The organism is Microcella sp., from assembly GCF_019739195.1.
Classification (GTDB): domain Bacteria; phylum Actinomycetota; class Actinomycetes; order Actinomycetales; family Microbacteriaceae; genus Microcella.
In genome coordinates this window covers 1,954,190-1,975,010 of sequence record NZ_JAHHDS010000003.1, presented here as the reverse complement: position 1 = coordinate 1,975,010, position 20,821 = coordinate 1,954,190, and the positions used below count along the sequence as shown (strand labels likewise).

General features: G+C 67.2%; 25 protein-coding genes and 1 tRNA gene. 8 read left to right on the top strand and 18 right to left on the bottom strand.

What is annotated here, in order from left to right; genetic code table 11:
* Nucleotides 1–46 precede the first annotated feature (46 nt).
* From pstS to pstB (KL788_RS11360), 4 genes are read left to right on the top strand one after another with little or no spacing between them, the layout of a single operon-like run.
* Entirely contained in the window at nucleotides 47–1,123 is a 1,077-nt protein-coding gene (pstS, locus tag KL788_RS11375) for a phosphate ABC transporter substrate-binding protein PstS (RefSeq protein ID WP_293171601.1), read from the top strand.
* Nucleotides 1,120–2,085, top strand: coding sequence for a phosphate ABC transporter permease subunit PstC (gene pstC, locus KL788_RS11370; RefSeq protein WP_428846120.1), 966 nt, complete (start codon nucleotides 1,120–1,122; stop codon nucleotides 2,083–2,085). Before pstS ends, pstC (KL788_RS11370) begins: the two co-directional genes overlap by 4 nt.
* Entirely contained in the window at nucleotides 2,082–3,167 is a 1,086-nt protein-coding gene (gene pstA, locus KL788_RS11365; protein WP_293171598.1) for a phosphate ABC transporter permease PstA, read from the top strand. Before pstC (KL788_RS11370) ends, pstA (KL788_RS11365) begins: the two co-directional genes overlap by 4 nt.
* A gap of 30 nt (nucleotides 3,168–3,197) precedes the next feature.
* Complete coding sequence (gene pstB / locus KL788_RS11360) at nucleotides 3,198–3,977, top strand: phosphate ABC transporter ATP-binding protein PstB (RefSeq protein ID WP_293171595.1); 780 nt, start codon at nucleotides 3,198–3,200, stop codon at nucleotides 3,975–3,977.
* Between the two features lie 12 nt (nucleotides 3,978–3,989).
* Here pstB (KL788_RS11360) and pstB (KL788_RS11355) read toward each other — a convergent pair whose 3' ends face one another.
* The 7 genes from pstB (KL788_RS11355) to KL788_RS11325 all read right to left on the bottom strand — a co-directional run bounded on the left by pstB (KL788_RS11355) (nucleotide 3,990) and on the right by KL788_RS11325 (nucleotide 9,937).
* Nucleotides 3,990–4,814, bottom strand: a complete 825-nt coding sequence (gene pstB / locus KL788_RS11355) for a phosphate ABC transporter ATP-binding protein PstB (RefSeq protein ID WP_293171592.1) — start codon at nucleotides 4,812–4,814, stop codon at nucleotides 3,990–3,992.
* 38 nt (nucleotides 4,815–4,852) lie between these two features.
* Nucleotides 4,853–5,776, bottom strand: coding sequence for a phosphate ABC transporter permease PstA (pstA, locus tag KL788_RS11350; RefSeq protein ID WP_293171589.1), 924 nt, complete (start codon nucleotides 5,774–5,776; stop codon nucleotides 4,853–4,855).
* Nucleotides 5,773–6,735, bottom strand: coding sequence for a phosphate ABC transporter permease subunit PstC (gene pstC / locus KL788_RS11345; protein WP_293171586.1), 963 nt, complete (start codon nucleotides 6,733–6,735; stop codon nucleotides 5,773–5,775). Before pstC (KL788_RS11345) ends, pstA (KL788_RS11350) begins: the two co-directional genes overlap by 4 nt.
* Before the next feature lie 74 nt (nucleotides 6,736–6,809).
* Complete coding sequence (locus KL788_RS11340) at nucleotides 6,810–7,661, bottom strand: IS3 family transposase (RefSeq protein ID WP_293167911.1); 852 nt, start codon at nucleotides 7,659–7,661, stop codon at nucleotides 6,810–6,812.
* A 2-nt stretch (nucleotides 7,662–7,663) separates the two neighbouring features.
* Nucleotides 7,664–7,945, bottom strand: coding sequence for a transposase (locus tag KL788_RS11335; RefSeq protein ID WP_293171584.1), 282 nt, complete (start codon nucleotides 7,943–7,945; stop codon nucleotides 7,664–7,666).
* Nucleotides 7,946–7,989: 44 nt separating this feature from the next.
* Nucleotides 7,990–8,976 carry a phosphate ABC transporter substrate-binding protein PstS family protein gene (locus KL788_RS11330; protein WP_293171581.1) on the bottom strand — a complete coding sequence of 329 codons (987 nt, stop codon included), beginning with the start codon at nucleotides 8,974–8,976 and terminating at the stop codon, nucleotides 7,990–7,992.
* Between the two features lie 253 nt (nucleotides 8,977–9,229).
* Nucleotides 9,230–9,937 carry an aquaporin gene (locus KL788_RS11325; protein WP_293171578.1) on the bottom strand — a complete coding sequence of 236 codons (708 nt, stop codon included), beginning with the start codon at nucleotides 9,935–9,937 and terminating at the stop codon, nucleotides 9,230–9,232.
* A 12-nt stretch (nucleotides 9,938–9,949) separates the two neighbouring features.
* On the opposite strand from KL788_RS11325, the gene KL788_RS11320 reads away from it, so the two are divergent.
* Nucleotides 9,950–10,402, top strand: coding sequence for an arsenate reductase ArsC (locus tag KL788_RS11320; RefSeq protein WP_293171575.1), 453 nt, complete (start codon nucleotides 9,950–9,952; stop codon nucleotides 10,400–10,402).
* 11 nt (nucleotides 10,403–10,413) lie between these two features.
* Here KL788_RS11320 and KL788_RS11315 read toward each other — a convergent pair whose 3' ends face one another.
* The 6 genes from KL788_RS11315 to KL788_RS11290 all read right to left on the bottom strand — a co-directional run bounded on the left by KL788_RS11315 (nucleotide 10,414) and on the right by KL788_RS11290 (nucleotide 14,422).
* A complete protein-coding gene (locus KL788_RS11315; protein ID WP_293171572.1) occupies nucleotides 10,414–11,136 on the bottom strand; it encodes an anti-sigma factor in 723 nt (240 codons plus the stop codon).
* Nucleotides 11,133–11,741 carry an ECF RNA polymerase sigma factor SigK gene (gene sigK / locus KL788_RS11310; protein ID WP_293171569.1) on the bottom strand — a complete coding sequence of 203 codons (609 nt, stop codon included), beginning with the start codon at nucleotides 11,739–11,741 and terminating at the stop codon, nucleotides 11,133–11,135. Before sigK ends, KL788_RS11315 begins: the two co-directional genes overlap by 4 nt.
* 18 nt (nucleotides 11,742–11,759) lie before the next feature.
* Nucleotides 11,760–12,191, bottom strand: coding sequence for a hypothetical protein (locus KL788_RS11305; protein WP_293171567.1), 432 nt, complete (start codon nucleotides 12,189–12,191; stop codon nucleotides 11,760–11,762).
* Between the two features lie 137 nt (nucleotides 12,192–12,328).
* On the bottom strand, nucleotides 12,329–13,000 hold the full coding sequence (locus tag KL788_RS11300; protein ID WP_293171564.1) for a hypothetical protein: 672 nt from the start codon (nucleotides 12,998–13,000) through the stop codon (nucleotides 12,329–12,331).
* A gap of 71 nt (nucleotides 13,001–13,071) precedes the next feature.
* On the bottom strand, nucleotides 13,072–13,527 hold the full coding sequence (locus tag KL788_RS11295; RefSeq protein ID WP_293171561.1) for a cupredoxin domain-containing protein: 456 nt from the start codon (nucleotides 13,525–13,527) through the stop codon (nucleotides 13,072–13,074).
* Between the two features lie 262 nt (nucleotides 13,528–13,789).
* Nucleotides 13,790–14,422 carry a DNA-directed RNA polymerase subunit beta gene (locus tag KL788_RS11290; protein ID WP_293171558.1) on the bottom strand — a complete coding sequence of 211 codons (633 nt, stop codon included), beginning with the start codon at nucleotides 14,420–14,422 and terminating at the stop codon, nucleotides 13,790–13,792.
* A 57-nt stretch (nucleotides 14,423–14,479) separates the two neighbouring features.
* On the opposite strand from KL788_RS11290, the gene KL788_RS11285 reads away from it, so the two are divergent.
* Nucleotides 14,480–14,552 (top strand) — tRNA-Lys (locus KL788_RS11285).
* Between the two features lie 55 nt (nucleotides 14,553–14,607).
* Here the strand turns inward: KL788_RS11285 and KL788_RS11280 are convergent.
* The 3 genes from KL788_RS11280 to KL788_RS11270 all read right to left on the bottom strand — a co-directional run bounded on the left by KL788_RS11280 (nucleotide 14,608) and on the right by KL788_RS11270 (nucleotide 16,865).
* The gene (locus KL788_RS11280) at nucleotides 14,608–15,015 is read right to left on the bottom strand and encodes a hypothetical protein (RefSeq protein ID WP_293171555.1); all 408 of its coding nucleotides are present in this window, start codon (nucleotides 15,013–15,015) and stop codon (nucleotides 14,608–14,610) included.
* 124 nt (nucleotides 15,016–15,139) lie between these two features.
* Nucleotides 15,140–16,063 (bottom strand): aldose 1-epimerase family protein, encoded by a 924-nt coding sequence (locus tag KL788_RS11275; protein ID WP_293171552.1) that lies wholly within the window; start codon nucleotides 16,061–16,063, stop codon nucleotides 15,140–15,142.
* A 4-nt stretch (nucleotides 16,064–16,067) separates the two neighbouring features.
* Nucleotides 16,068–16,865 carry a DeoR/GlpR family DNA-binding transcription regulator gene (locus KL788_RS11270; protein ID WP_293171549.1) on the bottom strand — a complete coding sequence of 266 codons (798 nt, stop codon included), beginning with the start codon at nucleotides 16,863–16,865 and terminating at the stop codon, nucleotides 16,068–16,070.
* Between the two features lie 83 nt (nucleotides 16,866–16,948).
* Between KL788_RS11270 and galT the strand changes: the two genes are divergently transcribed.
* A complete protein-coding gene (galT, locus tag KL788_RS11265) occupies nucleotides 16,949–18,058 on the top strand; it encodes a galactose-1-phosphate uridylyltransferase (protein WP_293171546.1) in 1,110 nt (369 codons plus the stop codon).
* Nucleotides 18,051–19,208 (top strand): galactokinase, encoded by a 1,158-nt coding sequence (gene galK / locus KL788_RS11260; protein ID WP_293171543.1) that lies wholly within the window; start codon nucleotides 18,051–18,053, stop codon nucleotides 19,206–19,208. The genes galT and galK overlap by 8 nt, the downstream gene beginning before the upstream one ends.
* 16 nt (nucleotides 19,209–19,224) lie before the next feature.
* Here the strand turns inward: galK and KL788_RS11255 are convergent, their stop codons facing one another.
* Nucleotides 19,225–19,755 carry a hypothetical protein gene (locus KL788_RS11255; protein ID WP_293171540.1) on the bottom strand — a complete coding sequence of 177 codons (531 nt, stop codon included), beginning with the start codon at nucleotides 19,753–19,755 and terminating at the stop codon, nucleotides 19,225–19,227.
* Nucleotides 19,756–19,810: 55 nt separating this feature from the next.
* On the bottom strand, nucleotides 19,811–20,794 hold the full coding sequence (locus tag KL788_RS11250) for a DUF2804 domain-containing protein (protein ID WP_293171537.1): 984 nt from the start codon (nucleotides 20,792–20,794) through the stop codon (nucleotides 19,811–19,813).
* Between the last annotated feature and the right edge of the window lie 27 nt (nucleotides 20,795–20,821).

The window sequence follows — 20,821 nt, the reverse complement described above, 5'->3', positions numbered from 1 at the left end:
ATGCGTCACGCCGTCGTGCTGATCGACCTCCATCGAAAGGACCCGGGTGCTCGCTCCGCGACTCGCTTTCGGCGCTCTCGCCGCCCTGGTCGCGCTCGTCGCCTCCGGGTGCGCCGCCAATGAGATCGGCCGTGAAGTGCTGCCGGGCAGCCTGATCGGCACGATCGACGGCGCTGGATCGTCGGCGCAGAGCGCCGCACAAGAGGCCTGGATCGCTACCATTCAGAACGCCAATGGCGGCCTCACGATCAACTACGAGCCCTCCGGCTCAGGTGCCGGCCGCGAGGCCTTCCTCGCCGGCGGCGTCGACTTCGCCGGCTCTGATTCGGCGCTCTCGGCCGACGAACTGGCCGGCGACTTCGGATCGTGCGTCGAAGGCACTACGGGCATCGATCTGCCGCTCTATATCTCGCCACTCGCGATCATCTTCAACGTCGACGGCGTCGACCGGCTGCAGCTCGACGCCGAGACGACGGCGCTCATCTTCCGAGGTGACATCACGCGCTGGAACGACCCGGCGATCGAGGCTCTGAACCCGGATGCTCGCCTGCCTGCCGCGACCATCACCGCAGTGCATCGCTCTGATGCCTCGGGCACGACGAAGAACTTCACCGACTACCTGGCGCAAGCCGCTCCCGATGCCTGGGGTGCCGAGGCGGCCGACTCGTGGCCCTTCGGCGGCGAGTCGGCGCAGGGCAACTCGGGCGTCGTCAATGCCGTGACGAATGGGCTCAACACCATCGGGTATGCCGATGCCAGCCGTGCTGGCGACCTCGGTATCGCTGCGCTCAAGGTCGGCGATGAGTTCGTCGACTTCACGCCCGAGGCCGCCGCCGCGGTCGTCGCCGTCTCGCCGCTCGAAGAGGGCCGCGCCGACGGCGACCTGGCGCTCGACATCGACCGCACGACGACCGAGCCTGGCACGTACCCCCTCGTGCTGGTCAGCTATGTCATCGCGTGCCAGCAGTATCGCGACCCCGAGATCGCGGCCCTCGTGCGGGGGTATCTCGAGTTCGTGGCGAGCGACGAAGGGCAGGCCGTGTCAGCTGAGTTCGCCGGCTCCGCGCCGATCAGCGACGACCTCGCGGTGCGCGTGCTCGCGGCGATTGCGAGCATCCGGTGACCGGGGCGACGACGCCGACCGTGAGTGATGCGGCGAGCGGGCGCTCAGGCATCCAGGCCCGTTTGGGCGACGTCATCTTCCGCCGCCTCGCCCTCGGCGCAGGGGTCACGATTCTCGTCGCGCTCGCCGCCGTCGCCATCTTCCTCGTCGCGCAGTCGCTGCCCGCGCTGCTCGCCGACCCCGCCGACCTGCGCGGCGAGCCCGAGAGCTTCTGGCACTACGTAGCCCCGCTCGCCTTCGGCACGGTGTGGGCTGCCGCGATCGCCCTCGTCATCGCGATCCCGATCGCCATCGGCATCGCGCTGTTCATCTCCCACTACGCCCCGCGGCGACTGGCCCAACCGCTCGGCTACATCATCGACCTGCTCGCTGCGGTGCCGAGCGTCGTCTACGGGCTCTGGGGTATCACCGTGCTCGCCCCTGCCGCGGTGCCGTTCTACCAGTGGCTGACCGAGAACGTGGGTTGGTTCCCCCTCTTCGCTCCGCCGGCCTCGGGCACCGGGCGCACGGTGCTGACGGTGGCCATCGTGCTCGCCGTGATGGTGCTGCCGATCATCACTGCGCTGTGCCGCGAGGTTTTCGTGCAGACTCCGGTGCTGCATGAAGAAGCGGCCTATGCGCTCGGCGCGACCCGCTGGGAGATGATCCGCATGACGGTCTTCCCCTACGCTCGTTCGGGCATCGTGTCGGCCTCGATGCTCGGTCTCGGCCGTGCGCTCGGTGAGACCATGGCGGTCGCCATGGTGCTCTCGCCCTCCGCAATCATCAGCCTCGCCATTCTGACTCCCGAGAACCCGTCGACGATCGCCGCCAACATCGCCCTGAACTTTCCCGAATCGGCCGGCCTTCAGGTCAATGCCCTCATCGCCACCGGCCTCATCCTCTTCGTCATCACCCTGGTGGTGAACTCGATCGCCCGCGCGGTCGTCAACCGCCATGAGCGATCGCTGGAGTCACGATGACCTCCACGACGACGAACACACGCATGCAGGCCAACAGTTACACGTCAGGGCGTCTGCCTCGGTGGTTCGCGCCGACCCTGTTCGGGGCCTCGCTCGCGGCCGGGATCAGCATCATCGCACTGCTCGCAGCGGCCGGGGTGCTTCCCGAGTTTCCGATCGTGCTGGCCGTGCTCGTCGGCGTCGTGCTCTACGACGTGCTCATCACGGTCATCTCGAGCGCCGCGGAGGGCCGTCGTGCCGCCACCGACCGGCTCGTCACCTCGCTCGTCATCACGGCCTTCGTCATCGCTCTGCTGCCTCTGATCTCGCTGCTCTACACGGTGGTCGTCAACGGCGCGGCACGCTTCGACCTCACCTTCTTCACGCATTCGATGCGCAGCGTCATCGGCGAGGGCGGCGGTGCACTGCATGCGATCGTCGGCACGCTGCAGATCACGGCCCTCGCGACGATCATCTCGGTGCCGGTCGGTCTGTTCGCCGCGATCTACCTCGTCGAGTACGGGCGAGGCCCGCTTAAGCGGGCCATCACCTTCTTCGTCGACGTCATGACCGGGATTCCCTCCATTGTGGCGGGGCTCTTCGCCTATGCGCTCTTCGCCCTCATCTTCGGCGAGGGCGTGCGCATGGGCTTCGCGGGCTCGGTCGCGCTCGCGGTGCTCATGATTCCCGTGGTCGTGCGATCGAGCGAAGAGATGCTCAAGCTGGTGCCCGACGAGCTGCGCGAGGCCTCGTATGCGCTCGGCGTGCCGAAGTGGCGCACCGTCGCGAAGGTCGTGCTGCCCACCGCCGGTGCGGGCATCGTCACCGGCATCACGCTCGCGATCGCCCGTGTCATCGGCGAGACGGCACCGCTGCTCATCGTGGCCGGGTTCACCTCGAGCATGAACTACAACCCGTTCAGTGAGCGCATGCAGAGTCTGCCGGTCTTCGTGTACACCCAGTACGCGAACCCCGGCTCGCAAGTCGAGTTCTATCTCGAACGCGCCTGGACCGGCGCCCTGACTCTCATTCTCATCGTCATGGCACTCAACCTCATCGCCCGCCTCATCACCCGCTACTTCACGCCGCGCACGCGCCGATAGTCCGACGCCTCGAGCCAGGAGCCCTCTGCTTTGTCGAAACGCATCGAAGTCACCGATCTCAACGTCTACTACGGCAGCTTCCTCGCCGTGGAAGGCGTCAGCCTCACGATCGAGCCGCGCAGCGTCACGGCCTTCATCGGCCCCTCGGGCTGCGGCAAGTCGACGTTCTTGCGCACCCTCAACCGCATGCACGAAGTGATTCCGGGCGCCCGCGTCGAAGGCGAGGTGCTCATCGACGGCGACAACCTCTACGCACCGGGCGTCGACCCCGTGCTTGTGCGTCGGCAGGTGGGCATGGTGTTCCAGCGCCCGAACCCCTTCCCGACCATGTCGATTCGCGACAACGTCATCGCCGGGGTGAAGCTCAACAACCGGCGCATCTCGAAGCACGACGCCGACGACCTTGTCGAGCAGTCGCTGAAGGGTGCGAACCTCTGGAACGAGGTGAAAGACCGCCTCGACCGACCGGGCGCGAGCCTCTCGGGCGGTCAGCAGCAGCGGCTCTGCATCGCCCGTGCCATCGCAGTGTCGCCCGATGTACTGCTCATGGACGAACCGTGCTCGGCCCTCGACCCCATCTCGACGCTCGCCATCGAAGACCTCATCGAAGAGCTCAAAGACGAGTACACGATCGTCATCGTCACGCACAACATGCAGCAGGCGAGTCGGGTATCTGACAAGACCGCCTTCTTCACGATCGCGGGCACCGGGCTCCCCGGCAAGCTCATCGAGTACGACGAAACGGCGACGATCTTCTCGAACCCGAGCGTTCAGGCGACCGAAGACTACGTCTCCGGCAAGTTCGGCTAGGTCGACCGAGCCCTACCCGAAGCGGCCGGAGATATAGCCCTCGGTGCGCTCGTCTTTCGGCTGCTCGAAGATCTGAGTCGTCTCACCGAACTCGACGAGCACACCCGTGCGGTCGCTGTTGTCGTCTTTCTGCTGCACGCTGAAGAAAGCCGTGCGGTCGGAGACGCGCGCGGCCTGCTGCATGTTGTGCGTCACGATGACGATCGAGTAGGTGTCGCGCAGCTCATGCATGAGGTCTTCGATGCGCCCCGTGGCGATCGGGTCGAGGGCAGAGCACGGCTCGTCCATCAAGATCACATCGGGGTCGGTCGCAATCGCCCGGGCGATGCAGAGCCGCTGCTGCTGACCGCCCGAGAGCCCGTAGGCGTTCTGCTTGAGCTTGTCTTTCACTTCGTCCCAGAGCGCCGCACGGCGCAGTGTGCTCTCGACGAGCTCGTCCATGTCGTCGACCGCCATGCCTGTCACGCGAGGACCGTAGGCGATGTTGTCGTAGATCGACTTCGGAAACGGGTTGGGCTTTTGAAACACCATGCCAATGCGGCGGCGCACCTCGATCGGGTCGATCTTCGGGCCGTAGATGTCGATGCCGTGGTACTCGACGCGTCCCTCGACGCGAGCGGTCGGAATCAGATCGTTCATGCGGTTGAGCGACCGCAGCACGGTTGACTTGCCGCAGCCCGAGGGGCCGATCAGAGCGGTGATCTCGTTCATGCCGAACGCGAGGTCGACCCCGGTCACGGCGTGGAACCCGCCGTAGTACACGTTCAGATCATTGATCGTGAACACCGTACGGTGCGGCCACGACTCGGGGCGGGTCTGGGGGGCGACGTCGGTCATCAGCTTCAGCTCTCTCAGGATGGAGGTCGGAATCGGGTCTAGAACTCTTTGCGCGAGCGCGCACGCAGCCAGATGGCGAACGAGTTCATGACGAGCAGCAGGGCAACGAGCACGAGTGCGCCGGCAGCGGCGAGAACCCGGAACTCGTCTTGGGGCCGCACGGCCCACTGGTAGATCTGCACAGGGATCGCACTGTAGGCGCCCTCGAAGGCGCTCTCGGGCAGGAATCGCACGAAGGTGGTCGCGCCAACGAGCAGCAGCGGAGCGGTCTCGCCGATGGCGCGCGACATGGCCAGGATCGTGCCCGTAACGATGCCGGGAATCGAGAGCGGCAGCACTTGGCGCCACGTCGTCTGCCACTTGGTCGCGCCGAGGCCCATCGAGGCGTCGCGCAGCGTCGGGGGCACTCCGCGAATGGCCTCGCGCGAGGCGATGATCACGGTCGGCAGCACCATCATGGCGAGGGTGAGCGAGCCCGCGAAGGCGACGAAGCCGAGGTTGAGCGGGCCGCGCACGATGAAGGCGAGGCCGAGAATGCCGAACACGATCGACGGTACGGCGGCCAGGTTCTGGATGTTGACCTCGATGATGCGGTTGTACCAGCGGTCGCGGTTCGCGTACTCCTCGAGGTAGATCGCCGCACTGACGCCGAGCGGAACGATCGTCACGAGCGTGCCGAGCATGACGTAGGTCGTGCCCACGATGGCCGGCAGGAAGCCCGATGTACCCACGTCGATCGACGACGGGAGCTGCGTGAAGAGATTGAGGTCGAGTCGGTCGGAACCGCGGATAGCGACGAAGATGAGCAGCGTCGCGAGCATGACGACACCCAGCAAGATCGAGAAGAGCAGAACTGCCCTGAAGAGCTCGCCCTTGATGTCGACACCGACGCGATCGAGTCGAATCGTCGAACTCGATGCCGCCTTGACGGCCACTCGGGTGCGACCGGAAGACTTGCTCATTCGTAGACCTCTCGGAACCGGCGCACGAGCGCGATCGCGATCATGTTGACCGTCAGGGTGGTGAGGAAGAGCAGGGTGCCGACCGCGAAGACCGTGTAGTACGCCGTCGTACCGGTCGAGATGTCGCCGGTCGCCGTGCGGCCGATGAACGCAGTCATGGTGAGGATGGGGTCATTGGGCCACAGGGTGATGTTGGCGATGGCACCCGCCGCCATGAGCACGACGATGGTCTCGCCAACGGCTCGAGAGAGGCCGAGCACGAACGAGGCGATGATGCCCGAGAGCGCGCTCGGCACGATCACCCGGGTGGCGACCTGCATGCGGGTGCTGCCGAGACCATAGGCCGCTTCGCGCAGGGCGCGGGGCACCGCGTTCATCGAATCGTAGGCGACCGACGCGACCGTGGGAATGATCATGACACCCAGAACGAGGCCAGCGGCAAGCACGAATTGGAAGCCGGGTTCTTCACCGAGCTTGCCGGGCAGCCAGGTGGGCCAATTGTCTTTCAGCAGGGGGCCCACGAAGAAGAGGGCGAAGATGCCGTAGACGACCGTGGGAATACCCTCAAGAATCTCGAGGAGCGGCTGCAGGATCTTGCGCATGCGGGGGCCCGCGTATTCGCTCATGTAGATGGCGGAACCGAGCCCGGCCGGCAGCGAGACGATCGAGGAGTAGAGCACGATCGCTGCGGTGCCCGCAACGATGTGCACGACGCCGTAGGTCGGGTCGGCGAAGAGTGGCGCCCACGGCTCCATCGAGAAGAACTGGAAGATCGAGACTTCACGGAAGAACTCGATCGTCGGCAGGATGAGCGAGAAGACGATGCCGATCGTGATCAGCACCGCCAGAGCGGCAGCCAGGAACAGCCACGCCACGATCACCTTCTCGCCGATGCGGTTCCGCTTCAGTTCGAGCGAGAACGGTGCATCAGTCGGGCTGATGATCGTGGACGTGGCCATTCCTGGACTGCCTTATCTCGAGGTGGTGGTTAGTGGGCTTGCCCGGGTTTGACGGACGGTTGCCGTTTGCAGCTTCAGTTGTAGTGAATCGGCGACTTGTAACCAAGGCTGGAATGCAACCTGTGGTTGTTGTAGGACCAGATATAGCCGAATAGCCTCGCCCTCGCATTGGCCCGCGTAGCGGGCTGCCCGACGGGATAGAGCTCTTCGTTCTTCATTGAAGCGAACCAGGATTCCATCACGGCGTTGTCGCGTGGATCCTTTCGCTCCCCGATCGAGACTGTCATCGAGTGTTCAGCAGCGAGGTTGATCCAGTCGTGGGATGTGAACTGGTATCCGCGGTCCGAGTGGATGACGCATCCCGGCGATGGTTGGCGGATCTTGATTGCCTCTCGCAAGGCGGTCATGACCGTCCCGGGAGCCTCCTTCGAATCCGTGGCCCAAGAGATCACTTCCCGATTGAACGCATCGAGCACGACGGCGGCGTGCAGCCACCCTTCCCCGGTGCGAATCATCGTGAGGTCGGTGAACCACAACCGGTTCGCTGCTGCGGCAACGAAGTGGCGTTGCACGACGTCGATGATCTCGACCCGTCTCACCGTTGGAACAGAGCGTTTGCGGGTTCCGATGCGCCCGCGACGCGCGTGCAGGCCGTTCTCACGGAGCAATCTCGCCACCCGATGCCGGCCGATCCGCATCCCCTGCAACAGCAAAGCTTGATGCATGCGCGGAGCTCCGTAATAGGGAAAGTCGGCGTGAATCGCCTCGATCTTCTCCAGCGCGGCGGCATCCTCGAGATCATGCCGACTCGGGCCGCGAGAGATCCAGTCGTAGTAGCCCGAACGGGAGACCCCGAGCACGCGACACAGCATCGTGACGCGTCGAGAAGGAGCTCTTGCCTTCTCCGCCGCGATCCACCGATAGATCTCTATCGGTGTCGCCTGGCGAAGAAGGCCAATGCTTTTCCCAGAACCTCTAACTCCTCATTGCGTTCTGCGAGCTCCCGCTCGAGCCGGGCAACTTTGGCCTTATCCGATTCCGGCGGCTCCCCGGGTGGCGGCTGCGCAGATTTCTTGTCGGCCACTCTCACCCAGTTCGAGATGGTCGTGGCCGACAGGTCGAACTCCCTCGCGAGGTCCTTGAACGTTCGACCGCGCCGGTAGAGCTCGACGACTTGATCCTTGAACTCCTGCGAAAACTCCCGAGCCATGAGAACACCTTCCCGCGACCAATAGGTCGCTGTCACGATGTCCGTCAAACCCGGGCAAGCCCATAGCCGACCAGCGACTGCAGAGCCGCGAGGGCCTCTGCTTCCTGGTCGTCGTTCAGCGGAATGAAACCCGCGGTCTCGGCGATGGTCGCCTGGTTGGTGATGTAGAACTCGAGGAACGCGAGCACCTGCGGCTTCGTCAGCGCCTCGGCCGAGGGGTACACGAACAGCTGGCGTCCGAGCGGGTTGTACTCGCCCGTCAGCACGGTGTCGAGCGAGGGCTCGACGCACTCGCCGGCCTCGTTCTCGATCGCGATGGCACGAACCTGGTCGCCCGCGGCCTCGACGAACGAGAGCGGAATGAAGGCCGAGTTGCCCGGGGCGCCGGCAACACCGAGCACTGCAGCGTTGTCGTCTTCTCCGATGTCGTTGTAGGCCGGGTTGATGGCGCCGCTGTCACCGTTGATCTCGTCGGTGAAGAAGTCGAACGTGCCCGAGTCGGTGCCGGGGCCATAGAGCGTGATCTCGAGGTCGGGGAAGCCCGCGCGCACGTCGGCCCAGTTGGTCACCGGAGCCTCGGGACGCCACATCGACGAGATCTCGTCAACGGTGAGGCAGTCGACGAAGTCGTTCTCAGGGTTGACGACGACCGCGAGGCCGTCGTTCGCAACGCCGAGCTCGACGAACTCGATGCCGTTCGCCTCACAGGCTGCGATCTCGTCGTCGGCGATGCGGCGCGAGGCCTCGGAGATGTCGGTCTCGCCGTTGCAGAACTTCTCGAAACCACCGCCGGTGCCGGAGACACCCACGGAGACCTGCACGTCGGGCTGGACCTCTTGGAACAGCTCGGCGGCAACCTCGGTGTTCGGAGCAACCGTCGACGAGCCGTCGATGACGACGGCGCCGCTCAGCGCCTCGCCACCCTCAGCGGGCTCGTCGGTCTCGGTCGTGCCCGCGCAGGCGCTGAGGAACAGCGCGGCTGCAGCGAGCGTGGCGGCGAACGCCGCCGACTTGCTGTACTTGGTGGACATTGCGATCCCTTCGTTGGCGGCGTGGGGGCCGCCTACCAGAATGTGACGTGCCAACCGGTGGCTGACGTCTTCATGGAAGTCAGTGCGTATGGACAGCAAGTAAACGGAGAGAATCCAACAGGGCAATACGGTGTGCATGGCTCATCGCGCTGAGAACCCCGCGCACTGGTGGTTCCTCCGCGAACCTGACGTCAGCATCGACGGTTTCGGTTAACGGCCGGTGAACGGCGGGCGACACCGAAGCGCTGAATGACTACCGTCGCGCGCGAGGCTCCATGACGAGCCGTACGAGCAGCAGGCCGATCGCGGCACCGATCAACTGCGCGGCGACGAAAAGGGGTGCGCTCTCCGGGGCGATACCCGCGAAGCTCTCGCTCAGCATCCGGCCGATCGTGATGCCGGGGTTGGCGAAGCTCGTAGAGCTCGTCGCGAAGTAAGCGCTCGTGATGTAGAGCCCGACCGCGGCGGGAATCCAACCCCGCTGGTCGCGGGCCACGAGGGTCAGGATGACCGCCACGAGCCCCGCCGTGGCGACCACCTCGCCCAGCAGCAGCCCGGGCTCGCCGCGCACCGTCGTGCTGAATGACACGGCGGCCCCGCTGAACATGAGGTTCGCAACGATCGCGCCGAGCACGAAACCGACGAGCTGTGCAGCGATGGTGGGCAGGATCTCGCGCAGAGGAACTCGACCATCGGCGGCGAGTGCCGCGGTGACGGCGGGGTTGAGTTGGGCCCCGCTGACAGGCCCCAGCACGAGAATGAGCACGGTGAGCGCGGCGCCGGTCGACACGGCGTTGATGAGCAGCTGCACCCCGACGTCGCTCGAGATGAGCGTCGCCATGATGCCCGATGCGATCACGGTGCCGCCGAGCACGCCGCTGCCGAGGGTCTCGGCAGCGAGGCGAGTCACCAACGGCGGGGCCGCTGCGATCGCAGACGGATCAGTAGGCTCGGCGGTCACGCTGGATACTGTATGGCCTCCGTGCCCGCCTATACTCCTCGGGTGACCTCAACCCACGCCCCCCATCGACCGACTGTTCTCTTCGTGTGTGTGCACAACGCCGGCCGATCGCAGATGGCTGCCGGGTATCTGCAGCACCTGGCGGGCGACCGTGTGACTGTGCTGTCGGCGGGGTCGGAACCGAAAGACCAGATCAACCCGATCGCGGTCGAGGCCATGGCCGAAGAGGGCATCGACATCGCTCACAACGTGCCGAGAGTACTGACGACCGAATCGGTCAAAGAGTCAGACGTGGTCATCACCATGGGGTGCGGAGACGCGTGTCCGATCTTCCCGGGCAAGCGCTACGAAGACTGGGAGCTCGACGACCCTGCCGGGCAGGGCATCGAGTCGGTGCGCGTGATCCGCGACGACATCAAGGGCCGCGTCCAGGCGCTCGTCGCCGAACTCCTGCCCGCTCCCTGAATCTCTGTTCTCTAGGCCGTGGCGATCGCCACGATCGGGTCGGAGGTCGGTGCCGGGCTGCCCGACGCGGGCTCGACGGTCACCCCGACGATCGTGCCCGCCTCGAAGGTGCCCTCGAGCACCTGCACGACCGCGCCGTCTCCGGTCACAGCGAACAGGCCCGCGGGCGTCGGCACGCCGTCGGTGATGTACCAGAGCGCGTAGCGCTCATCGTCGCTGAGCGGCTGCAGACCTTCGAAGACCATGGCCGAGAGGCCCGCCGTCTCGCTCGCGACGAGAGTCGAGGTGCCACCGCCGGCAACGGGCGACACGACCGTCGACACGTCGGGTGCCGCGACGATCGCGGCGAGCTGGTCGGCCGCGCTCGGGGCGCTCGGGCTGACCAGATCGGCGGCGAGCACGCCCCCAAAGAACAGCGCAACGGCCGCGGCAGCCGCCATCACGAGCGTTGCCGGCCGTGAAAACCAGCGGGCCTGCGCCCGAGTCTCGGCCGAGGTCGTCGGCGAGGCAGACACGGCAGCTGCCGGACTCTCATCAAGCGGAGTCACGGCAGCGAGCGGTGCGACCTGCGGCGTCGTGGCGATCGCCGCCATGAGCGCACTCTTCATTCCGGGCGACGGCGCGACGGGCGGCACCGCGAGCCCCAGGGCGGTGCGCACATCGGCGAACTCGTCGTCGTTCATCACGTCGTCGTGCACGGCGCCGGTGCCTTCGTCTTCGTCGCGTCGACTCATGACGCCACCCCCAATTCTGTGCGCAACCGCATCATGCCGTCGCGCAGTCGAGTCTTGACCGTGCCCATCGGTACTCCGAGCATCTCGGAGACCTCGCTGTGGCTGTAGCCGCCGTAGTAGGCAAGCTCCACAGCCTGCCTCTGCAACTCGCTCAACCGGCTCAAGGCCTTCTCCACTCGATCGTGTTCGATGCGGATCTCGACGCTCTCTGCGACCGAATCGAACTCTCGATCGAGATCACGGATGCCGATCCTGGTGTCCCGGTCGCGCGACGACTGCGCACTGCGTACGCGATCGATCGCTCTCCGGTGGGCCATAGTGAGCATCCACGTCACCGCTTTTCCCTTATTCGGATCGAAGCGGGGAGCGGTTTGCCACACCTCGAGCAGCACCTCCTGCACCACCTCTTCTGACTGCGCGTGGTCTTTCAGCACGTGGCGCACGAGGCCCAGCATGCGCGGCGCGATGACGTCGTAAAGCTCGCTGAACGCTCGCTGGTCGCCCTGCGCGACCCGCAGCAGCAGGGCGTTCGTGGTCTCGACCGTTGCATCAGCGGCCGGAGCTGTCTCATCGACGTCGATTTCGGGGGGCACGAGTACCAGCATCGCAGTAGTGCACCTGATCTAGGGCTGTACGGTGCCTGCGCGGCGAAAACTGAGGGCGGCCGACAGAGCCGCTGCAATGAGCGCGATGCCCTGCACGAGGGCTGAGACGACCTTGTCGGCGAACCAAATCGGCTCGAACAGGTAGGGCAGGCCGAGAGCGCTGAGATTGAGCGGCACGACCGCGGTGATGACCACGAGTGCCAGCCCGCCCGCGGCGACGGCGACGGCAGCGAACGAGACGACGCCGGCCCACCGCCGATAGCGAAGACTGACGAGCAGCAGCGCCGCGACAGCGATGTTGACGACCGCCTGGATGCGGAACAGGTCGCCCTGCCCGATGAGCGTGCCCGTGATCGCGTCGTACGAGCCCGCGAGGGTGAGGTGGATGACCGCGTTGACGATGAGGCTGGCGGCCGCGATGGTCACGATGATGATGCGCAGAGCGTGCATGGGAACGGCCTTTCGAGACGGTCGGACGGTGCGGAAACGGTGATGGCCGGCGGGGCGGGACTCGGGTCCCCTCCCCACCGGCCAGTGGTCAGTGCTCAGTTCTGCGAAGGACTGGCCACTGCGTCACGTGGTGCGACCTACTGGATACCCAGGTTGGCCGCGATGCCACCGGCGAGCGCCGTCGCGGTCATCGGCATGTGGCCGGCGGCTTCCTTCAGAAGGCTGAAGTACGCCGGGTCACCGGCGAGGTTGGCGTCGATCGCCGCGAGCAGCGAGACGGCGTGCATCTCGAGCTCGCCCTGCACGGCCTCGGCCGGCAGCTCGGGAACGACCGAGTTGATCAGCTGACCGAACGACACGGCGTAACCGTTGAGGTCGGCGACAGCCTGCTCGGCCGCAGCCTCGTCACCGGTCGCCTTGCCGAGCGTGTAGTTGACGAAGAACGGGATGTGCGAGCGCCATGAGTCGAGGAACGGCTGCTCGGCGTCGGGGTAGGCCGAGCCCACGAGGGCGGCAACCTCGACCGAGTTCTCGTCGAGCACGGCGACAGCGGCCTGCACGTCGGCGGTGGTGAGGTCTCCGCCGTCGGCGATGGCCTGGTCGATCGCCGCGGCCGCGAGGTACACGTGGTCGGCGAGAAGTGCGGTGAGCTGGGCGCGCAGCGCCGAGCCGTCGCTGTTGACGGTGTCGATCATGACCGTCTCGTCAGTCTCGTCCATGGGCGCTTCGGCCTCGGTGGCCGTGGCGCATCCGGAGAGAACGAGAGCGGCAGCCAGGCCGAGGCCGGCGAATGCAGTGGTCTTGCGCATGATGTGATTCCCCTTAGTTGGTTGTGGTGCTGATTGGTGTCACAGGTGGTGCGGTGATGCTGAGCCTGAACTCAGCCTTCGACGATCACGCGAGCGTTCATCGTCAAGTGCGGCTGGCAGAAGTACAGGTACTCCCCCGGCTCGTCGAAGGTGAACGAGAACGTGTCACCCTCCTGCCCCATCGGCGCGAGTGCGTGATCGAACAGTCCGTCAGCCGTCTGCGACCCGCGCAGGCCCGTGCTCTCGTTGACGTCGCCCCAGGCACCCGAGGTGATCGTGTGCCCGATGGTCTCGCCGTTGCGCCAGGTGACGGTGGTGCCCACGGGCACGGTGATGTCTTCTGGCATGAAGCGCAGCGAGAGAGTGACGACCTCGTTCGGGCCGGCTTCAACCGCGGCCTCCGACGCGCTCATCGGCTCATCGGGCGCGCCCGGAGTGACCCCGGTGCATCCGACGAGAACGGCGAGCAGTGCCGGCAGCGCGACGAGCGCGAGCCCTGAGCGAGTGATACGTGCAGTCGGTGACATGCATCGTGTTCGGCACCCCCGCAGCGGGGGTTTGCCACGATGGATGTTGCTCAGCGCACTCTCAGGTTTCGACCCTGTAGCTACCGTCAGCGGGCATGCGAAAGCCGGACCGCAGAACGCCTCTCGGCGAGTGGCCGCTCGTAGCGGCGAAAAATGGAGCCCGGGGTTACTGCGGCCCGGCTAGAGCAGTGTAACCGCGCAGGCTGGTCGCCTATTCCGAGCATCCGCGAGCAGGGGCCCGGCGGGCGACGGATGCTCGGGCTCAGTCGAGCGTGCCCGCCCGCTCGAGGCGCGCGCAGGCCGTGAAGTCGCGCGCGGTCGCGGCCAATCGGGCGGCGCGGGTTGTGAAGTCGCTGGCGCGGGCGTCGTCGAGCGCAGCATCCGCGTCGTCGGCGAGATCGGCCGCACCGGCCGCAGAGGTGCGGCAGAAGGCGGCGGCTCGATCGAGCGCGACCGCGAAGTCGCCGTCGTAGGCGCCGCGCAGCACCTGGTCGGCAAGCCGCAGAATTTCGTCGGGCCCCGTCGGGCTCTCGGCGCCGGCGATGACCACGTCGGCCGTCGAGAGCACTTCGCTGCCGCGCTGGAACACGAGCGCAGCCCCCGCCGCATCGCCCCGCACGAGCGCGCGCAGCAGCGACAGGCGCCAGAGTGCCCCCGGCAGGGTGCGCGGGCCCGACTGCGACCACAGCTCGGCGAGCACATCGAGGCCGTGCTCGTCGGTGTAGGCGACCATGCGCTCGATGAGGTCGGGGTCGTCGCTCGCCCGCACTCGGTGCACGAGCGCGCGCGCCGAGTCGTGCGCGATGCGCATGGTGACTGCGGGATCGAGCCCGCCCGGCTGCACGTCGAAGGCCTCGCTGGGCAGGCGCACGGGGCGGCGCGGCTGATCGACCATGCGCTCCACGCTAGCCCGACGCGCTGAACCCGGCGACGCGATAGATTAGAGAGGCAAGGGCCTCTAGCTCAGTTGGTAGAGCAACGGACTTTTAATCCGTGGGTCGTCGGTTCGAGCCCGACGGGGCCTACTACCTTAAGGCGAGACCGTGCACTGCACGCTCTCGCGTGCCCGACGGGGCCTACTTAATTGTTGAAACCGTCGCGCGGTCCCGGGGTGTCGTCGAGCACGCGGAAGATGCCGATGGTCGTCTCTCCGTCAGACTCGTAGACGTCGATATCGAAGACGGCATTCGGGTCGGCGGTCGAGCTTCTGACGTTGCGGGCGTGCTCGAGCTCGCTCACGCGCACGTAGCCGATCTTTCCCCCCTCAGCGCGCGTAAGAATCAGGTCGGGCACCCGGTCGTTGATCGGGCTGCCGTACGTCTCGCCGTTGGCGTTGACCGCGAACTCGACGTCATCGCCCAGAATGTCGGCGGGCGGGGCCACCGACTGGGTGAAGGCATCGCCGAGCGCGGGCGCCGCGACGAAACCGCCGCCCACGACCACGAGTCCTACGACGACCAGCACAATGGTCTTCGGCGATACAGCCATCTGCGACTCCCCCTCGAGCAGCGTGCGTCACGCACGCGAGGGCGGTTCCCCCCAACCCCTGTGCCCATACAACCAGGCCACGCGGCCGCCGGTCACCCCCCGTTCGCGGGCGACGGATGCTCGCTCAGGCCGGGCGGCAGATGCCCCAGCTGCCCGACCACGAGGCGCCGGGCTCGATCCACCGAAGGCCTACACCCGAGTTGAGGGCGTCGGCCGGTGCGGTCATGGGCTCGACGGCGATGGCCGTGACGGGGCCGTCGGCGGTCGGGAACGATCGCGTGATGAACAGCTGCAGCCACGGCCAGTCGCCGTTCTGCCACACCTCGGTCTCGGTGCCGTCGGGAGCCGAGAGCACGGTGCGCACGACTCCGTCGGGGTCGGGCTCGACGCGGAACGCGTCGTCGAGGGCGAGCTCGCCCACGACCCGGCCCTCGGTGAGATCCCATTCGCCGATCGCCGGCTCGAGCCCGACCGGGTTGAGCCGATCGTCGACCATGACGTGCTCGACCGTGCGCGCGGTGATCGTGAGCTCGTCGACGGGGTGCGAGCCGACGCGGATGAACGGGTGCGTGCCCACTGCGTAGGGCGCCGCACGCTCGCCGAGGTTCGTCACGGCGTGCGTCACCGTGACGCCGTTGCCCGTCAGGCGGTACTCGACGGTCGTCCAGAGGTGGAACGGCCAGCCGTGCTGCGGCACGACCGCGGCCCCCAGGGTCACAGCGTCGTCGCGACGCTCGACCAGTTGGTACGAGGTGTTGCGCAGCAGGCCGTGAATCGCGTTGCTCTTGTCGACCTCGGTGAGGTCGAGCTGCCTGACCTCGTCGTCGAGCATCCACCGCCCATCTCGCACGCGATTCGGCCACGGAACCAGCACGATGCCGCAGCCGTAGGGCGGCGTGGAGGTCTCGGGGAAACCCTGCACGAGGTCGTGCCCGTCGACGGTGAGGTGACGCAGCGCGGTGGCGACGGTCGTGATGACGGCCTCGACCGGACCGTGGGCTCCGTCGTGGTGCAGGGCATACTGCTCGCCCGTGGGAGGAGTGCTCATGCGGTCACTGTACGCGCGAGAGCGCGACGGTGGTGACCCGCAGTCCGGCACGGCGCAGCGGGTCGAGTTGGGCAGCGCTCGCGCGATCGTCGGTGATGAGCTCGTCGAGTTCGTCGAGAGCCGCCACACGGCCGAGGTGCACCTGGCCGAGCTTTGACGAGTCGGCCGCGAGCACCCGGCGGGCGGCGCTCGCCACCATGCGCCGCTTGACCTCAGCCTCGGGCAGATTCACGTTGGTCGCGCCCGCCTCAGCCTCGATGCCGGTCGCGCCGAGAATGGCCAGGTCGACCCGCACATCGTCGAGCAGAGTGGTGGCGAGCGGGTTCACGAGAGAGTGCTGCAGCGACCGCACGGTGCCGCCCGTGACGACGACCGTGAACCGCGGAATCGCCGGCTCGAGCGCGAGGGCGATGGCGAGACCGTTCGTCACGATGACGAGCTCGCTGAGGTCGCGTCGCGCGACGAGGGCGTGCGCGACAGCGAGCGTCGTCGATCCGACATCGAGCAGGATGCTCTCACCCGATCGCACGCGGGCAGCCGTCTCGGCGGCGATCGCCTGCTTGGCTCGAGTGAGGCGAGTGCGCGACTGCTCGAGGCTGCTCTCACGCTCGGCAACGAGCCCGCGCGGCATCGCGCCGCCGTGCACGCGTGTGAGCCGGCCCTCGGCCTCGAGGGCGGCGAGGTCGGTGCGCACGGTCACCTCGCTCACGTCGAGGGTGCGGGCGAGGTCGACCACGCGGGCGAATCCGCGGTCGGCCACGAGACCCGCGAGCCGTTCGCGGCGCTGCGGCGCAGCATCCATCGTTCCTCGCCCCTTTCGAAACCCGTCGATATCGAAAGCTTACTGTTTGCGAGAACGCAAGCTTCGGCCCGTACGATTCTGAGGTGACGATCCGCTTCCACTCCACGACGCTCGCCGACGGCCGCGAGCTCATCTACGTCGACGACGCCGACACCACGCTCGGCGCCGAACGCTCGATCGACCGGCGCGTGCTCGACCCGCGGCCCGAGACGGCGAGCATGCGGCAAGACGTGCTCACCGGCGAGTGGGTGTCAATCGCGAGCAATCGGCAGAACCGCGTGTTCATGCCGCCGCCCGACCAAGACCCGCTCGCGCCGGCAAGCGAGGCCAACCCCAGCGAGATTCCGAGCAACTACGACGTCGCCGTCTTCGAGAACCGCTCCCCCAGCTTCGGCCCGGCCCTCACGCATGAGAACGCTCCGCAGGGGCTGGATGATCTCGCCGAGATCGGCATCGGCCGCAGCCGCACGAGCGTCGGGCGCTGCGAGGTCGTCTGCTTCTCGCCCGAGCACGAAGGCTCGTTCGGCTCGCAGTCGGTGAGTCGAGCCCGCACCGTCATCGAGGCCTGGGCGCACCGCACGGCCGCGCTCAGCGCGCTGCCCGGCATTCAGCAGGTGTTCCCCTTCGAGAACCGCGGCGCCGAGATCGGCGTCACGCTGCCGCACCCGCACGGGCAGATCTACGCCTACCCCTTCGTCACCCCGCGCACGAGCACGCTGCTGCGGTCGATCGACGCGGTCGGGCCCGACCTCTTCGCGCGCGTGCTCGAGAGCGAGCAGGCCGGCGATCGCGTCGTACTGCACGGTGACCACTTCACCGCCTTTGTGCCGTTCGCCGCGCGCTGGCCGATCGAGGTGCACGTGCTGCCGCATCGCCACGTGCCCGACTTCGCCGCCCTCACCGAAGCCGAGAAAGACGAACTGGCACCGTTCTATCGTCGCCTCTTACGCGGCATCGACGCGCTCTACCCGACGCCGACGCCCTACATCGCCGCGTGGCACCAAGCGCCCGTGCACGTCGGGCGCGACACCGTGCGGCTCATGCTGCAGGTGACGAGCCCGCGTCGCGGCGCTGACAGACTGAAGTATCTGGCCGGCTCGGAGGCCGCGATGGGCGCCTTCATCGGCGACGTCGCCCCCGAAGCGCAGGCCACGTTCATCCGTGAGGGAATCGAGAGCACCGGCAATGACTGACATTCGCGACGACGCGCGCGACGGCTTCGAGGCCGTCTTCGGGCACGCGCCCGATGGTCTTTGGTCGGCCCCCGGCCGCGTCAACCTCATCGGCGAGCACACGGACTACAACGAAGGCTTCGTGCTGCCCTTCGCGATCGACCGCCGCACAGTCATTGCGCTCGGCGCGCGCGACGACCGTCGAGTGCGCGTCGCGAGCACCTTCGCCGACGAGCTGGCCGAGATCGATCTGGATGCTCTCGCGCCGCAGGCGCTCGACGGATGGTCGGCGTACCCCTTGGGAGTGGCCTGGGCGTTCAGCGAGTTCGGTGCCGACCTCGGCGCCGTGCCCGGAGTCGACCTGTTCATCGATTCCGACGTGCCCGTCGGCGCTGGCCTCTCGAGCTCAGCGGCCATCGAGAGCGCCGTCGCGCTCGCTCTCAATGACGTGTGGCAGCTCGGGCTCGACCGTCGCACGCTCGCGCGCGTCGGGCAGCGTGCCGAGAACGTCGCCGTCGGCGCACCGACCGGCATCATGGACCAGTCGGCGTCGCTGCTCGGCCAGGTCGACCATGCGGTGTTTCTCGACTGCCGCTCGCTCGAGAGCGAGCTCGTGCCGCTCGGGCTCGCCGAGGCGGGCCTCGCCATTCTCGTCATCGACACCGGGGTCAAGCACAGTCACGCCACGGGCGGGTACGGCGAGCGCCGCGCCGCGTGTGAGCGCGGGGCTGCCGCGATGGGCGCATCCTCTCTGCGCGATCTGACGGTTGACGACCTGCCGCGCGCGCAGCAGCTGCTCGACGACGTGACCTTCCGGCGCATCCGTCACGTCATCACCGAGAATCAGCGGGTGCTCGACACTGTCGCCGTACTGCGGGCCGAGGGTGCGTCGGCGATCGGCGAGCTGCTCGATGCCTCGCACCGCAGCATGCGCGACGACTTCGAGATCTCGGTGCCCGAGCTCGACCTCGCCGTCGAGACCGCTGTCGGTGCCGGCGCGATTGGCGCGCGCATGACGGGTGGAGGCTTCGGCGGTGCGGCGATTGCGCTCGTCAAGGTCGACGACCTCTCGCGCGTGCAGGTCGCGATCGACAACGCGTTCGGCGAGCACGCCTTCGGCCAGCCCGACACCTTTGTCGTCACGGCCTCAGACGGAGCCGCCCGCAACTGAGGGCGCGTGGCCGCCGTCAGGCGTCTGCGGGAGGCTGATAACGCTTGCCGACCATCATCTGCACAAGCAACACGCCGACGCACCAAAGGTAGGCGGCAAGCATCAGCAGAAAGATCCAACCGGGCAGGTCGACATCGATCCCGCCCAGAGCACTGAGCACGAGGGCCGACGTCAAGAGCAAAACCGTCGCCACGCCGATGAGGTTTAGGTCGGCGGCGAGTCGGCGTGCGAGCACACGGCGCCGCGCGGGGGTGTTCCACCGTTCTCTGTTTGGCACATTCACGAACTCAATCGGAATGCGTCGTATGAGTGTCGGCATCGACACGAAGAGCGCAAGAAGCCCGAGGAGGACGAGCGAAAGGGAGAGCACGAACGGGCCGGTGGCATCACGGCGAGTGGGCTGCCCGCTCGCGCCGAAGTGGCCGACGACGACGTCGGGCCCGGCGAACACGACCGTCATCGCGACGGCGGCGTAGACAAGAGTGGCCGAGATGAGGGCGAGGCGAGTGGCGGCGAGACGCCGGGCATCTTTCTCGTCGTCATGCACGCCATTGAGCCTATCGAGCGCGCGCAGAGCCGAGCGGGTCAGGTCAGCGCCGCGCCTACCACCGGTTCTGCGCCTGCTCGGCCCAGCCGGTGAGGCCGTCGACGCTGACGCGAGTGCAGCTTGAGTCGAGCATCCACCCGCTCCAGGTGCCCAGCGCCTGGTGGATCGTGCTCGCCACGACGAGCGCGTTCGTGCGCTCAACCCGGCGGTGCCACGGCGTGAGCGTCACGTCGGCATGCTCGCCGACGATGCGCCACGGCGAGAGCTCATCGTCGAGGTCGTAGTGCCAGGCCAGCTCTTCGTTGATGTAGTGCTGCACGCCGTCGACGAACAGCGCGTTCTCGGTCGAGCCGGTGCCGTCGGTCCACTCTCCGCCCAGCTGCAGGCCGATGCGGCGGCCGTCGACGAGCCCCGAGCCCGCGGCCCAGTTCCACGTCATGCGGTACGGCCACCGGCCGCGACCCCGGTCGAGAACAGCCCAGCTACCCTCCCCCACTGGGTAGTCGCGGCCATCGACGGTCAGTGTGCCCGACACCGGCCGGGCCACGTCTTTCAGCGTGTACTGGAAGAGCCGGTCGCTCCACGGCACGACCACGCCGAGCGCGTCGCCGGCGTCGGGGCTCGTCACGTCGATCGCGAACCCCGGTGCGGTGCCGCGGATGCTCGTGGTCGAGCTCGCGGAGGTCATCCGCAGCTCGTTGCCACGGCCCCACCGCGTGCTCGCCTCGAAGGGCGGCAGGATGTCGGGGATGCTCGTGCCGCGCGCGAGCGGAACGAGCGCGCCGATCGTGCGGTGCTCACCCGTCGCACGGTTCACGAGGTAGATCGAGGGCACGGCCGCGTAGTCGAGGCTCGAGATCGTGAGACCCACGAACCAGTCGGGGGTCATGACGCCCCAGTACTCCCAGCGCTTGGTGCGGCCCCAGCCGCGCAGGGGCGAGCGGTGCAGGGCCGTGCGAGTGCGCCCGACCGCTGCCGGGTTCAGCCGGCCGTTCGGCAGGCACAGGTCGACAGGTTCGGTGATCTCGCGCAGCGGCATCGGTGCGGTGCTCCTGGTCGTCAGGTG